The organism is Mesorhizobium sp. M0808, from assembly GCF_040320025.1.
In the GTDB taxonomy this organism is placed as follows: Bacteria; Pseudomonadota; Alphaproteobacteria; order Rhizobiales; family Rhizobiaceae; genus Mesorhizobium.
Window position 1 is genome coordinate 200,434 of record NZ_JAMYOX010000001.1, and the last position, 13,994, is coordinate 214,427.

14 protein-coding genes are annotated in these 13,994 nt (G+C 62.5%); 4 read left to right on the forward strand and 10 right to left on the reverse strand.

Going from position 1 to position 13,994, the window contains the following annotated elements:
• The first annotated feature begins 92 nt into the window (after window positions 1-92).
• Window positions 93-1,010: a DMT family transporter gene (locus NKI25_RS00985; protein WP_352786645.1), complete on the forward strand. Its 918-nt coding sequence runs from the start codon at window positions 93-95 to the stop codon at window positions 1,008-1,010.
• A gap of 111 nt (window positions 1,011-1,121) precedes the next feature.
• Here the strand turns inward: NKI25_RS00985 and NKI25_RS00990 are convergent, their stop codons facing one another.
• The 4 genes from NKI25_RS00990 to NKI25_RS01005 form a co-directional block, all read right to left on the reverse strand.
• A complete protein-coding gene (locus tag NKI25_RS00990; protein WP_352589415.1) occupies window positions 1,122-1,811 on the reverse strand; it encodes an RES family NAD+ phosphorylase in 690 nt (229 codons plus the stop codon).
• Window positions 1,812-2,249 carry an antitoxin Xre-like helix-turn-helix domain-containing protein gene (locus NKI25_RS00995; protein ID WP_352997811.1) on the reverse strand — a complete coding sequence of 146 codons (438 nt, stop codon included), beginning with the start codon at window positions 2,247-2,249 and terminating at the stop codon, window positions 1,812-1,814.
• 604 nt (window positions 2,250-2,853) lie between these two features.
• Complete coding sequence (gene metF / locus NKI25_RS01000; RefSeq protein WP_023676795.1) at window positions 2,854-3,771, reverse strand: methylenetetrahydrofolate reductase [NAD(P)H]; 918 nt, start codon at window positions 3,769-3,771, stop codon at window positions 2,854-2,856.
• Window positions 3,771-4,793, reverse strand: a complete 1,023-nt coding sequence (locus NKI25_RS01005) for an ArsR/SmtB family transcription factor (RefSeq protein WP_352997813.1) — start codon at window positions 4,791-4,793, stop codon at window positions 3,771-3,773. The genes metF and NKI25_RS01005 overlap by 1 nt, the downstream gene beginning before the upstream one ends.
• Window positions 4,794-4,935: 142 nt before the next feature.
• On the opposite strand from NKI25_RS01005, the gene tsaA reads away from it, so the two are divergent.
• Both tsaA and NKI25_RS01015 read left to right on the forward strand, forming a co-directional pair.
• A complete protein-coding gene (gene tsaA, locus NKI25_RS01010; RefSeq protein WP_051406133.1) occupies window positions 4,936-5,478 on the forward strand; it encodes a tRNA (N6-threonylcarbamoyladenosine(37)-N6)-methyltransferase TrmO in 543 nt (180 codons plus the stop codon).
• Window positions 5,475-5,786: a DUF2293 domain-containing protein gene (locus NKI25_RS01015; RefSeq protein ID WP_023676798.1), complete on the forward strand. Its 312-nt coding sequence runs from the start codon at window positions 5,475-5,477 to the stop codon at window positions 5,784-5,786. The genes tsaA and NKI25_RS01015 overlap by 4 nt, the downstream gene beginning before the upstream one ends.
• Window positions 5,787-6,284: 498 nt before the next feature.
• On the opposite strand, the gene NKI25_RS01020 is transcribed toward NKI25_RS01015, so the two are convergent.
• The 5 genes from NKI25_RS01020 to ettA form a co-directional block, all read right to left on the reverse strand.
• Window positions 6,285-6,902, reverse strand: coding sequence for an MOSC domain-containing protein (locus NKI25_RS01020; protein ID WP_352465185.1), 618 nt, complete (start codon window positions 6,900-6,902; stop codon window positions 6,285-6,287).
• Between the two features lie 199 nt (window positions 6,903-7,101).
• The gene (locus tag NKI25_RS01025; RefSeq protein ID WP_352997815.1) at window positions 7,102-8,223 is read right to left on the reverse strand and encodes a beta-ketoacyl-ACP synthase III; all 1,122 of its coding nucleotides are present in this window, start codon (window positions 8,221-8,223) and stop codon (window positions 7,102-7,104) included.
• A 121-nt stretch (window positions 8,224-8,344) separates the two neighbouring features.
• A complete protein-coding gene (locus NKI25_RS01030) occupies window positions 8,345-8,683 on the reverse strand; it encodes a hypothetical protein (RefSeq protein ID WP_352578733.1) in 339 nt (112 codons plus the stop codon).
• A gap of 111 nt (window positions 8,684-8,794) precedes the next feature.
• Complete coding sequence (gene tam / locus NKI25_RS01035; protein WP_352637259.1) at window positions 8,795-9,565, reverse strand: trans-aconitate 2-methyltransferase; 771 nt, start codon at window positions 9,563-9,565, stop codon at window positions 8,795-8,797.
• Between the two features lie 45 nt (window positions 9,566-9,610).
• Window positions 9,611-11,260: an energy-dependent translational throttle protein EttA gene (gene ettA, locus NKI25_RS01040; RefSeq protein WP_352997817.1), complete on the reverse strand. Its 1,650-nt coding sequence runs from the start codon at window positions 11,258-11,260 to the stop codon at window positions 9,611-9,613.
• 241 nt (window positions 11,261-11,501) lie between these two features.
• On the opposite strand from ettA, the gene NKI25_RS01045 reads away from it, so the two are divergent.
• Entirely contained in the window at window positions 11,502-12,842 is a 1,341-nt protein-coding gene (locus NKI25_RS01045; protein WP_352997819.1) for a GGDEF domain-containing protein, read from the forward strand.
• Window positions 12,843-12,899: 57 nt separating this feature from the next.
• On the opposite strand, the gene NKI25_RS01050 is transcribed toward NKI25_RS01045, so the two are convergent.
• Entirely contained in the window at window positions 12,900-13,913 is a 1,014-nt protein-coding gene (locus NKI25_RS01050) for a ribonuclease T2 family protein (protein ID WP_352997821.1), read from the reverse strand.
• Between the last annotated feature and the right edge of the window lie 81 nt (window positions 13,914-13,994).

Sequence of the window (13,994 nt, forward strand, 5' to 3'; positions counted from 1 at the left end):
TCGCTCAGGTTTCGGGTGGCCCTTGCGGCCGGATCGGGTATGGCGTGAACAGACGCCTGAAGAGCAAGGCATCTCGTCTGGGAGGACGACCAATGGCGATAGCTGCCACCACCACGATGCGCGGTCCGATGGTGCTCAAGGACTGGGCGCAGCTTCTGCTGCTCGGCGCCATCTGGGGCGGCTCGTTCTTCTTTGCCCGTATTGCGGTAGCGGAACTTCCGCCGCTGGTGCTGGTGCTGTTCCGCGTCACCATAGCGGCGATCGCGTTGCAGCTCTATCTTGCGGTCCGCGGCCCGTCGTTTCGCCTCGCCTTGCCGCATGCCGGCCTGTTCTTCCTGCTGGCGCTCGCCAACAATGTCATTCCTTTCTCGCTGATCTTTGCCGGCCAGACCGAGCTTGGCGCCGGTGTCGCCTCGGTGCTCAATTCGACGACGCCGTTCTGGACGCTGATCCTCGCCAACGCCCTGACCAGCGACGAAAAGCTGTCGTGGAACAAGCTTGCCGGCATCGCCCTTGGTATCGCGGGAACGGCGGTGATGATCGGCCCCGGCCTCGTCGCCGGGCTCGGCGGTCCGGTCTGGGCGAAATTCGCGCTCATCGGAGCGTCGCTATCCTATGCGGCTGCACTGATGATTGCCCGCCGCCTCAAGGGCGTGCCGTCACCGGTCATTGCCGCCGGACAATTGACCTGCTCGACCATCATCATGATCCCGGTCGTTCTGTTCACCTATGATGCCGCCAATCTGTTTTCGGCCTCGCCGCCGGTCTGGGCGGCGGTGCTGGCACTGGCGCTGCTGTCGACGGCCTTCGCCTACATCCTCTATTTCAATCTCGTCGCCTCGACCGGCGCCACCAACGCCTCGCTGGTCACGCTCATCGTGCCGGCCAGTGCCATCCTGCTCGGCTTCCTGTTCCTGGGCGAGCGGCTCGAACTGTTCGAACTCGGCGGCATGGCGCTGATCGCCCTCGGCCTCGTCACCATCGATGGTCGCCTGTTCGGGCGGCGCTAATGCATGTCGCGCAAAGGTGTGCAGCGGTTTTGCGATAACGACATGCATAGAACAAGAACCTAAAGCGCGTCGCACGAGGCCGGTCGAACGCGACGCGCTTTAGAGATGGCGCTATATGGGCGTGATCGCGGGAACAGATGAACCCTGCCATTCCAGACGCCAGATACCGCCTTGCCGGAGATTCTGAACGAGATCGGGAAGGAAGGCGGCAAGGCAGGTCCCGCCGACATGTCTCACGGAAGGATACACAAGACCGGTCGCGGCGTCTTGCTTGCGGAGTTGCTTCGCCAGCGCCTGACCGGCAGGATAGGCTAAGACAGTATCCGGATCGAGCACCGGGTCCTTGCTGAACTCAGCACCGCGCAGATCGTGAAACGAGCCTATGAAGTCGGCAACGAGCTCCGCGTAGTCGGTGACGTTTTCAAACCGTTCGATCGCGGCAAGCTCGCGCGTCAGATGAAACGAGACCTCGCCGAGCGCGGTTTCCGCATCGAACCCACAGTACCAGACGCCCCTGGCATCATCGTTGAAACGATTGCCGCCCGGACGGGTGTAAGCGAACGCCGCATTGATGAAGGTGTAGCCCGGCCTCCCGAAAACCAGTTCGCGCGGATCGAGGTCGGGCAATCCCCCTTGCTGCGCCTGAAGGCGGCCGCTGGTGGCTCCTTCGAGCTCCGCAAGGTCCTCCAAATCTCCATGATTCCTGGCCAATGGCATCAGGACCGGTTCCTTGAGCCTGCCTGTCGAAATCAGCCGGATCGTGTCGCGCTGGGAAATGTCAGCGCGCGGCGGGATCTGCATTCAAAGTCCACCGTGCAAAGCGTCGATATGTTGGCGAACCTGCAGCAGCTTCGGAATGCCGCCCTCGATCATAACGTCCAGGGGGCGCCGGCCACCATAAAGAGGCCCTTTGTTCGGCAACCGCACCCATTCATCGGCAAGCGCTTCGGAGAACAGAAGCCGCAGTCCCTTGAAGATGCCGATCAGGGCGCTGATGCGTGTCAGCGAATCCTGGGAGAGAACGCCCTCCCACTCGCCTTTCTTCATGCGGAACCACGTTCTCTCCGACACGTCGCCGATCAAGGTACAGATCTCGGTGCTGGTCAGATGCCAGATGTCTGCGAGCCTGACGATGCCGGCAACAGCCGCTGGCGTGAGCCGCGCCCGTGCCGAGGCATCCGCCAGATTTGCCGGCAAAGCCTGATTTGCAGGATCGCGAACCGCATAAGCGACACTCATTCCGACCTCCATCATTTGGCAGTCAATATACTGCCAATTGGCAGAAAATTCAAGTCCTGGCTATCTCACAACGCTGCCGATTGCCCACCGCATTCGTATAGGGTGCGTATAGCGTGCAGCATCCGGTTGGATGCGCAAAGGACGCGTCGAATCTTCAGTCGTTCCGAAAATCGATTCCGATTTCTGCCGCGGTAGCGCTGCCATTCTCGTTGCTGCCACGGCTTTGCCACAAATTATTCACAGGTCCCGAGCCGGCTTTTGACAAAGAGTTTCAATGCCTAACGGCAAACGGCAGGTCGCAAATTCCACAATCTCGTCGCATTGCAGCAAAGTTTCTGCTTGCCTGTGGCACAAATGACCCTAGACTCTCGCCATAGCTCTTTAAGAGGAGGCTATGACATGGGACTGACGAGGCCGATCAACGCATTGATGATTTGTGCTGCGTTTGCATTCATCGGCGCCCTCATTATGGGCGTCCTTCCATAAAGCCGCTGAGCGGGGGAAGACCAGCACCGAATAGTCCAAACCATTTGAAAGGCCGGGCGTTTTGCCCGGCCTTTTGCATTCCCCCGATCTTTGACATTTCAAAAAGGTGCCTGCCGCCTTACGCCGCGGCTGATCCCGCCGCCTCGACTTCATGCGACCTGATGCCTATCATGTGGCAGATGGCGAAGACCAGATCGGCCCGGTTCATCGTATAGAAGTGGAAATCGCCGACGCCGCGCTCGACAAGGTCCAGCACCTGCTCGGCGGCCACGGCAGATGCCACCAGCGCATGCGTTTGCGGATCGTTCTGCAGCCCATCGAAACGCTCGGCCAGCCATGCCGGCACCAAGGCGCCGCACCGCGCCGAGAAGTTGGCGACCTGGGTGAAATTGTGCACCGGCAATATGCCCGGCACGATCGGTATGTAGATGCCGGCCCGCCGTGCCCGCTCGACATAGCGCTCATAGAGATCGTTGTCGAAGAAGAACTGGGTGATCGCCCGCGTCGCTCCGTTGTCGGCCTTGCGCTTCAGCATGTCGAAATCGGTGGCGAAATCCGGGCTTTCCGGATGTTTTTCCGGATAGGCCGAGACCGATATGTCGAAATCGCCGGCGCCCTTCAGCGCATCAACCAGTTCGGCGCCATTGGCATAGCCTTCCGGATGCGGCCGGTAGGCCGCGCCGACGCCCTCGGCCGGATCGCCGCGCAGGGCGACGAAACGCTTGACGCCCATATCGGCGAACTCCCGGATCACCGCATCGACCTCGTGACGCGCCGCATCGACACAGGTCATGTGCGCCGCCGGCGTCAGCGTCGTTTCGTTGAGGATGCGCTTGACGGTGCGGGCCGTCCGCTCGCGGGTCGAACCACCGGCGCCATAGGTGACCGAGACGAATTTCGGCTTGAGCGGCTCAAGCCGGGTGACCGTGTCCCACAGCCTTGCTTCCATCTCATCGTTTTTCGGCGGAAAGAACTCGAACGAAACCCTGACCTTGTCGCCGATGTCGGGGCGGCGGGAGAAGCGGAACTGGTTCATCAGGCGGTTTCCCCTATCGGATACGCATTGGCCGGTTGTCTGTCGTTGGAAGGCTCGGCAATCAGCATGCGCTGATCGCGGCCGAGCCAGAGTTTGACGGTGAGCTTGGCCTCGTTGCCGCCGCGTGGCTCGAATTCCTGGCTGTCCTCAAGGTCGAGCCCGGCCTCGGAAAACCAGTCGCCAATTTGCCGGTCGGAAAAGCCGAGACGCATATGCGCGTGCTCCTCGCGCAAGAACTCCAGCGCGTGCGGCGCGAAATCGACGATCACCAGCCGGCCGGCCGGGCGCAACAGACGCGCCGCCTCGCGGATGGCGCGGGCGGGATCGTCGAGATAATGCAGCACCTGATGGATGGTAACGAGATCAAAGGCGTCGCGTTCGACCGGTGGCGCAAAAATGTCGCCCTGGCGCACTTGCGCATTCGAAACGCCGGCCTTGTCGAGATTGGCGCGCGCCACCGTCAGCATCTCGCGCGACATGTCGATGCCGACACCGCGCCGATAGAGCGGCGAAAAGATCTCGAGCAGCCGTCCGGTGCCGGTGCCGAGATCGAGCATCGACTGGAACGGCCGCTTGCCGACGAGCTTGATGAGAGCTGCTTCGACGGCGCGATCCGGCACATGCAGCGAGCGGATATGGTCCCAGCTTGCGGCGTTTACCGAGAAATATTCGGCAGCCCGGTCCTGCCGCTTGCGCTTGACTGCGGCCAGCCGTTCGAGATCACGCTCGACCTGCGGATCGGCGCCGCGGATGCCGGAGACCAGCCTGAGCACGAAATCGCGCGACGCGTCGGAATCCGATAACCGGAAGAACGCCCACGAGCCCTCCTGGTAGCGGCCGATCAGCCCTGCCTCCAGCAGCAATTTCAAATGGCGCGAGACGCGCGGCTGCGACTGGCCGAGGATTTCGGTGAGATCTGAAACGGTCAGATCGCCGCGCGACAGCAGCGCCAATATGCGCAGCCGGCTGGATTCCGCCGCCGCCTTCAATGTATCTACCATCGTGTCGAGAGCGACATGCATGCGAGCATTCTCTTTGAAAAGATATAAACATATGTTTATGTCGGTTTGGATAGGCTTGCAAGCGCTATGTCGCTTCCGGACAAGAAAATGACGCATGCGTGGCGGATCGCGCAAAAACGGACGCATGATCGAGGCGAGAACCATGTTCGAGACGCGCAGCGGCGAAAAGCTCCTGGAAACCGACCCGGCAACGATGCCGCCGGATGGCCATGTCGTCTTCATCGGCCGCATCGCCTCGCCGTGGACGACACGGGAAACTTGCCCCAAGAACATGAAGGCCGCGCGGGAGACGGGACAGCCGGCGCACTTGGTCATCAACCCGCCTTATCGTGATGGCTTGCTTGGGCTGGAACGCGCCAGCCACGTGATCGTCCTGTCCTGGCTGCACCATGCACCGCGGCAACTGATTGTCCAGAAACCCCGCCATGCCACGGAGCCGAAAGGCGTCTTTTCGCTGCGCTCCCCTGCCCGGCCGAACCCAATTGGGCTGCATGTCGCCAGGCTGGTTGGCGTCGACATCGACACCGGCCGCGTCGATCTCGATGCCATCGACGTGCTCGACGGCACGCCGGTCATCGACATCAAGCCTTATTTCGCCTCGACCGATGCCTTCGCCGAGGCGACCATGTCCGGGCGGGACGAGTCGTCCAGATCGGGCGAGCCCCCCAGATGGGATGAGCAGTGAGCGCGCCGACCGGCCGCCGCCGCGCTATCGCCAAGGCGCTGACAGCGCTCCTGCCGCTGGCGCCCTATGCCGACATGGAAAATATCCGTGCCGATGCCGGCGCCGTGCACATGAAGAGCTTGCCGCCGAGCATTGCCGTATGGCTGGCGACGATTGCGCATATTCGCCACGCCCACACCGACTACGAAAAGCTGCTGGCCGAAGGCTATGACCGCGATTCCGCGCGCTTCTTCGTCATCGAACAGACCAACATCGTGCTCACCCGCTGGCGCGCCACCCGGCTGCTCGACGATGAGGATGAGGCGTAGAGAATGGCAGGCACACGCGTCGAGTTCTGCGGCGCTTCACCGTTGTGATTGGCGAAATCGAGAGGTGACGGCCAATCTCCCCCCAAGTGGGGGAGATGTCCGGCAGGACAGAGAGGGGCGCTGTCCCGCCGACCTCAGGTCGGCAACATCGGAACTTTCAAAGCCTGAAATAAAAAACCCGCCTCGGTGGGCGGGTCGTCGGTGCGAATCAGCACCATATCGAAATTAGTAGCATAGCTGCCGGCACAAAGCAAGAACAAAATACGCCGTGACTAGAGGTCGCGTTCCTTCGCGCCCCCCTCTGTCCTGCCGGACACATCTCCCCCCACGAGGGGGAGATTGGCAGCTTCGGCGCCTCGCTCGGTCAGCAACGTTGGAGATTGGCGAAAGCCGAGATGACGGCCAATCTCCCCCTCGTGGGGGAGATGTCCGGCAGGACAGAGGGGGGCACGAAGGAACGCGGCTTTGACTGGCAATGCCGCCTTGCCTGGAAAACAACTAGGCCCGGTAAATCCACTGCTCCGGCACGCGTACCGAAATCTCCTCGCCGGCCGCGATCGTGCCGGGCTTCTCGACCCAGGCGACGAGCCCACGCAAGCGCTTCGCCGCCTTCGGGAACAGCAGCGCTCCGGCCTCATGGTCGGGCATCCCGGCATTTTCGGCGACCGACCGGCCGGCGATCCGGCAAGGCCCGTTCTGCGCGTCGATCTTGACGGTCGCGCCGCCTTTGAAGAACAGCTGCGTGCCGGTCGGCAGCATCGAGAGGTGCGGCAGGCCTTCGATCAGGAGATTGGCGCCGATCCATTCCGGCTTGATCTCGGCGATGCCCATCCGTTCGGCGACGATTGCCAGTTCGTCCGCTGCCACGATCGACAATTGCCGCTCGTTGCGCATCTCGGTGCCGCGCGGATACCAGGGTTCCCGCCCGCCGGAGCGCCGCGTCGTGCCGGCATGGAAATCGCCTTCAATGCCGTCGAAACCGAGTTGCAGCGTATCCACCGCTCGTGTCTCAAAACGATCGAACGGTGCGAGGTAAAGCGCTGCCACCCTGGCGGCGAGTTTTCGCGACGGGACGATCTCGACCGGAGTTTCGGCTTCGGGAAAAAGATCCAGCATGGGTTCGTGCCTCGCGTGATACGCGCAATTAGCCGCGGTCAGCTCATCAGGTCCAGTCGAAAGCGCTGATGCTCCGATCAAGACGGCTGATGCGACTATGCCAGGCGCGTTCCGATGCTGGTGCCGTTCGCGCCGAGCTAATGCATGTCGCCCAAAAGTGTGCAGCGGTTTTGGGACAACGACATGCGTAAAACAAAATCTAAAGCATGCGCAATAGCGCGCCGCCGATCGAGTAGCCGGCGCCGAAGGCGCAGAGCAGGCCGTAGTCGCCGGCCTTCATGTCGGCATGGTTCTCCGACAGGGCGATGATGGCACCGGCGGCGGCGGTGTTGCCGAGGCGCTCCAGCACCATCGGCGCGCGGTCGTGGTCGACGTCATGGCCGAACGACAGTTTCAGGATCATGGCGTTCATCCGCGCATTGGCCTGATGCAGCCAGAAGCGCCGGATCGCTTGCGGCGTCAGCCCGTGCTCGGCCAGGAATTCGACGATGAATTTGTGGCCGGCAACGGTGACTTCCTTGAACACCTTGTTGCCGATCTGCTTGATCAGATTGCCTTCCAGATCGATCATATACGGATCGTCCTGGGTGGCGCGGGTATAGTAACCGAGATTGGTGCGGATGCTGTTCGACATCTGCGTCCAGGCGCGCGTGTCGAGCACCTCGAAGCGCCCCGGCCGCTTCTCGCCCTCGGCAAGCCCTTCGACGATCATCGACACGGAAGCGTCGCCGAAGATGAAATGCGTCTGCCGGTCGCGAAAATTAAGATGCCCGGTGATGATCTCCGGCGTCGTCACCAGCACGCGCTTGTGCGCCCCTGCCCGCACCAGATTGACGGCGATGTGCAACGCCGCCGCTGCCGAAGAGCAGCCAAGCCCCATATCGAAGCCGGCGCCTTTCGTCCCCAGCGCCTGCTGCATTTCGATGGCGATCGCCGGATAGGGCCGCTGATGGTGCGAGGCCGAGCAGATCACCAGGTCGATATCCCCCGGCTTCAGCCCGGCATGATCGAGCGCCTTGCCGGCCGAAGCGATGCCGAACTCGGCCTCCAGCGACAGCGCATCGTCGGGCCGCGCCGGGAAGCGCGGCGCCATGCGGGTCGGGTCGAGGATGCCTTCCCGTTCGATGACATGGCGGGTCTGGACGCCCGAGGCATGGACGATGAAGGCACTGTCCGATTTCTGTACCAGCGGCTCGCCCGACACCTCGCGCCGGATGTTCTCCATGTCCACCCAGCTGTTGAAGCTGGCGACGAGTTCCTCATTGGTGATCGAAGCTTCGGGGATTTCAACGCCGATGCCGCTGATGATGACGCGATGCATTTCCAGTTCGTCCCGTGCGCAGGCGTTGCGGCTTCATGTCGACGCCGCAAAAAGCTCGGCGCAACCTCTTTTGCACCTAGCCAGTTTATGCCGGCTTAAATCAAGTCCCTGGGACGGGTCTTTACCAGGCGCAGAGCTTGGTATTGGTCTGCGGGTTGTTCCAGCAGGCACCGTCATCGCGGCTGCGCACGAATTGCCCGGGCAGCGGCACGTTGCGGCGGCCGAGATTGACATAGCCATAGGCAAAACCCGGTCCGTCGATTTCCAGGACGTAGGTCGGATAACCCGGCGCCGAGATGCGAAAGCTGCCGGCATCGTCCAGCGCCCGATAGCTGCACGAGAAATAGCCGTCGTCGCTGGTGAAGCAGCGCGCTCGCTTGGCCTCCGCCGATATAGACAAGGCAAGCACAGCGGCCGCACAAACGCTGCCGCCGAAACCCATCTTTTTCAGTGTCATCATCCATCCCCATGGCCCATGAAGGGCCTTATCCCTGCCCCAGCGAGATGCGCATGACGGCGAAAGCCGGTCAAGCATCCGCTGCTGGCTGTTTTTGGGTGTAGCTAAGAGCTTCTAAGCAGAACGCCGCGCCACGATGAAGAGACGGGGAAAGCGCAGCAATACCTTGCCGCTTGCCGTTTTCGGATAGGCTTCGCTGATCCTGGCCGTGTAGCGCTTCAGGAAAAGCTGCCGCTCGTTCTCGTCGAGCGGATCGAGGAACGGCTTCAGCCCCGTCGACTTCACCCATTCGACGATCGCCTCGGCATCGGCCAGCGGATGGTTGTAGATCGTGTGCCAGATATCGAGCCGATCCGAGAATGGCGACAAAAGGTCGTAATAGAACGCGACCGGCGGCAGCGGCGCGCGGGCCGCGCGCTCGAGCTTTTCGGCAAACGGCATCTCGGCCGCGGTCTCCCGCATCAGCCGGTGCGAAGGCTCGGCCATATTGTCCGGCATCTGCACGGCAAGCGCGCCGCCGGGCGCCAAAAATCCCATCAGCCGCTGGAAGACCGCCGGATGCTCCGGCAGCCATTGAAACACCGCATTGGCAAAGATCACGTCGACCGGTTCGTTCGGCTGCCACGCCGCCGCATCCGCCAAGGCAAAGGTGACGCCGGGCAGGCGCGCCTTCGCCTTCTCGATCATGTCGAGGGAGGTATCGAAGCCGCTGATCTGCGCCTGCGGCCAGCGCTCGACCAGCAATTCGGTCGAATTGCCCGGCCCGCAGCCAATGTCGACCACCCGGCGTGGTTCCGGCACCGGCACCTGCGCAACGAGATCGCGCGCGGGGCGGGTGCGCTCGTCCTCGAATTTCAGGTAGAGGGCGGCGGACCAGTCGGCCATCTTGGTTCCTCAGATCATTTGAGAATTCGCCGCCCTGTAAATGTCTTACCGCGTCAGCCGCTTATACGTCATGCGGTGCGGATTGACCGCGTCCGGGCCGAGGCGGCGGATCTTGTCCTGCTCGTAATCCTCGAAATTGCCTTCGAACCATTCGACGTGGCTGTCGCCCTCGAAGGCGAGGATGTGCGTCGCCAGGCGATCGAGGAACATGCGATCGTGCGAGATGATGACGGCGCAGCCGGCGAAGCTCTCGAGCGCGTCTTCAAGTGCAGCCAGCGTTTCGGTATCGAGATCGTTGGTCGGTTCGTCGAGCAGCAGCACATTGCCGGCGGTCTTCAGCATCTTGGCCAGATGCACGCGGTTGCGCTGGCCGCCGGACAGGTTGCCGACCTTCTGCTGCTGGTCGCCGCCGCGGAAATTGAACGACGCGCAATAGGCGCGGGTGTTGGCTTCGAACTTGCCGAGCTTGACCACTTCGGCGCCGCCCGAGATCTCTTCCCAGACCGTCTTGGTCGGGTCGAGCGCGTCGCGGCTCTGGTCGACATAACCGAGCTTGACCGTCTCGCCGACGCGGATGGTGCCGGCATCGGGCTTTTCCTGGCCGGTGATCATGCGGAACAGCGTCGTCTTGCCGGCGCCGTTCGGGCCGATGACGCCGACGATGCCGCCGGGCGGCAGCTTGAATTCGAGATCGTCGATCAAAAGCGTGTCGCCAAAGCCCTTCGACAAGCCCTCGACCTCGATCACCACATTGCCGAGCCGCTCGCCATGCGGAATGACGATCTGGGTGTCGCTCGGACGCCGCTTGTCGGCTGCATCCAGCAGATCCTGGAACGCCTGGATACGGGCTTTCGACTTGGTCTGCCGGGCTTTCGGGCTGGACTGGATCCACTCGCGCTCGCGGCCGATCGCCCGCTGGCGCGCATCGTCCTCGCGGCCTTCCTGCTTGAGCCGCTTGGCCTTGGCTTCGAGATATTTGGTGTAGTTGCCTTCGTACGGGATACCGCGGCCGCGATCGAGCTCGAGGATCCAGCCGGTGACATTGTCGAGGAAGTAGCGATCGTGGGTGATGATCATCACCGCGCCCGGATAGGCCCGCAGATGCTTTTCCAGCCACGCCGTCGTCTCGGCGTCGAGATGGTTGGTCGGCTCGTCGAGCAGCAGAAGGTCGGGCTGGCGCAGCAAAAGCTGGCAAAGCGCGACGCGACGGCGTTCGCCGCCCGACAGCTTGGTGACATCGGCCTCCTTGGGCGGGCAGCCGAGTGCCTCCATCGCCATCTCGACCTGCTGTTCGAGATCCCAGAGGTTGAGCCGGTCCATCTCGTCCTGCAGCTTGGCCGACTCGTCCGCCGTCTCGTCGGAATAGTTCATCATCAATTCGTTGTAGCGCTCGATGATGGCGGTCTTGGCGGCGACGCCTTCCATGACGTTTTCGAACACGTTCTTGTTCGGATCGAGCGCCGGCTCCTGCGCCAGGTAACCGACGGTAGCACCCTCGGCCAGCCAGGCCTCGCCGCTCCACTCCTTGTCGATGCCGGCCATGATCTTGAGGATCGTCGACTTGCCGGCGCCGTTGGGACCGAGGATGCCGATCTTGGCGTCCGGATAGAAGGACAGATGAATGTTCTCGAGCACCTTCTTGGTGCCGTAGGCCTTGTTGAGGCCGGCCATGTGATAGATGAACTGGCGTGCCACGCGCGCTTTCCCTGAAAAGTCGACTGATGTCGGATTGAATGGAAGTTGGGGGCTATGTAAGCGATGCGGCCGCGAACGGCAAACAGTTTTGGCCCCAAGCGGATTTGGTCGCACCCACAAACGCTTAGCCGCTTCATTTCGTGCCGGCGCCCAGGCGAAAGCTCCGGTTAACCATTCCGCGTCAAACAATGTTGGATGGGAAATCGCTGGCAGCCGCGATTTCGGGGAGAGAGATCGGGCCGTGTTGAACAGTTTCCTGCTTTTTGCCGAAGCGGTTCTCTATTTCGGCATCATGGTCACGCTTTTCCGGTTCAGGGGCCGCATCGGCCTCGGCGTCTTTGTTTGCGCCCTTGGCGTCATGCATTTCCTGGAAACCTATCTCGCCAGCGTCTTCTACGTCGCGCTGCCGTTCGGCATGGTATCGCCGGGTTCGGCCGTGCTGTTTTCCGGCAAGCTGGTCATGCTGCTCCTGCTCTACATCAAGGAGGACGCGGCAACTGTCCGGCAGCCGATTTATGGCCTGCTGCTCGGCAATGCCCTGATGATCGGGCTCGTGCTGATCCTGCGCCTGCACGACATCGCACCGCTGCCCGACGGCAAGCTTCCCGACATCGGCTTCATCGACGAGATGGGCTGGCTGATGGTGTGGGGCACGACGCTGCTGTTCGTCGACGCCATCCTGATCATTCTGCTCTATGAAAAGCTCGGCAAATATCTGCGCAAGGCGCTTTTCACCCGCATCCTGGTCTCCGTCGCCTGCGTGCTCACCTTCGACCAGGCAGGCTTTTTCACGGCGCTGCATTTCGTCACCGGCGCGCCGGTCGCGGTGTTCTTCGGCGGCTGGTTCGCCAAGATGGCAGCGGCCCTGGTCTACAGCACCATGCTGGTCGGCTATATCAGGTGGTTCGAGGCGCGGCAGGTGCCGGCGGCGCGCGGGCTTTCCGACATTTTCGACACGCTGACCTATCGCGAGCGCTATGAGGCGCTGGTCGAGCATGTCGGTCGCGACGGCCTCACCGGCCTCCTGCACAGGGGGCGCTTCGACAGCGATGGCGAGGCCGCCGTCGCCGCCAGCCTGCGGACCGCCAGGGCGCTCAGCCTGCTGATCATCGATGTCGACCACTTCAAATCGATCAACGACCGCTTCGGCCACGCCGCCGGGCACGGCGACAAGCGCGGCCCGCATTGCCTTCGGCGCCACCAGCGTGGTCGAAAGACGCAGCGAAATCGGCAGGCCGATGCCGATGATCAGGAAGGCGCATGCCGCCAGGAGCAGCGAAAACTTGATCGCACTGGTTTCGGCCGGTACCGGGAACAGCAGCGCCGCCAGCGGCAGGAAGACACAGAATATCCCGAGCGCGGCAATGGCGATGAAGATCGCCGCGTTGACCAGTGTGAACAATTGGTAGGTGCTGCCGCCGATGGGTTTGGCGAGCGTGGTCATGCGCACCCACTCCACTTCGGTGTAGGAAAAGCCCGGCCACTCCATATGGCCGTCGCGGATCGCCGTCATGCCCTTGGCCCAAAACGCCAGCCGCGCCAGCGCGCCGCCCGTCATGCCACTCATCGCCACCCCCTATGAATGATGCCCCGGGATCATACCATCCCCGGTGCAAAGCGACAGTCGCGTACGGCCTGTTTACTGGAACCCCACGGCATCGACCGCGCCCTTCGGGCAGCCAGCCTTGGCTGTCGGCGCCGAGGCAAGCAGCAGGGCACCGAGCGAAGCGTTCGAAGCGATCGGGCCGGTCAGGCCGAGCGTCAGTTCGCCGATCAGCCGCCTGCCGTTCGAAGGATCGACCACGCAGGACACGCGGACCCGGTCGCCCGCGCCTTTGCCGAAGGCACTGTCGAAGGTGCTGCGGATCTGATCGGACGTGAGCTGCTTGCCGACGCTCTTGGTGAAGAGATCGCGCACCGGCGACGCGTTCACCGCGCGCATCAGGTTCAACGCGTCGGCGAAATACTCCTGCTGGCTCTTGCCGTAGCAGGTGCCGTGCTTGATCCATTCATGCCTTTCGAGGGCGGATGCGGTGCCCGGCATCACCTGGTCGAGTTCCGCTCGCGTTTTCGGGTCAAGCGTGACCGACGGCAAGTCTCGCCAGTGCGCCGGATCGTCGTTCGCCTTGTCGCTTGCGGCGACCTGGCAATAGAAATTTCCGTTCGGCTGCGGCCACAACCCATGCAAGGTGAAGTGGGTCGCCTCGAAACCGGCGGCGGTCTGCGCACGGCATTCGGCCTTGCTGGATTTGGTCTCGCAGAAAGCCGGCTGCCAGCTCAGCGCGAAGACATATTCCGGCTTTCCGGACGCCGATGGCTTGTTCGGCTCGGCAGGCGCCGGTGCAGCCGGCATCGTCGACGCGCTGCCGCCCGAAACGTGACCGCAGCTGATCTTGACCCAGCGGCGCTCCGGATCGGCGCCCGGCACGCGAATGAGATAGTGCGTGGGCGCGTCCTTGTTGCCGGCCAGCAGATCATAACTCTGACCAGCCGCGGTCGAGATATTGCCGGGATTCTTGCCGCTCTTGATCGCCTGCGTTGCCGGACAGGCGGCATCGGCGACGAAAGAGCCGGTCATCTTCACATCGGCCCGCGCCGCGCTTGCGCCAGCAAACGCAAGAAACACCGCCCCCCATATCGCCCAAATCCGCATTCCGGCACTCCTCGTGATTCACGCCGCAAGCTAGAAACTTGCGACATGTCAGAATTACGATTTCTTTCGCCGGCCGTAAAA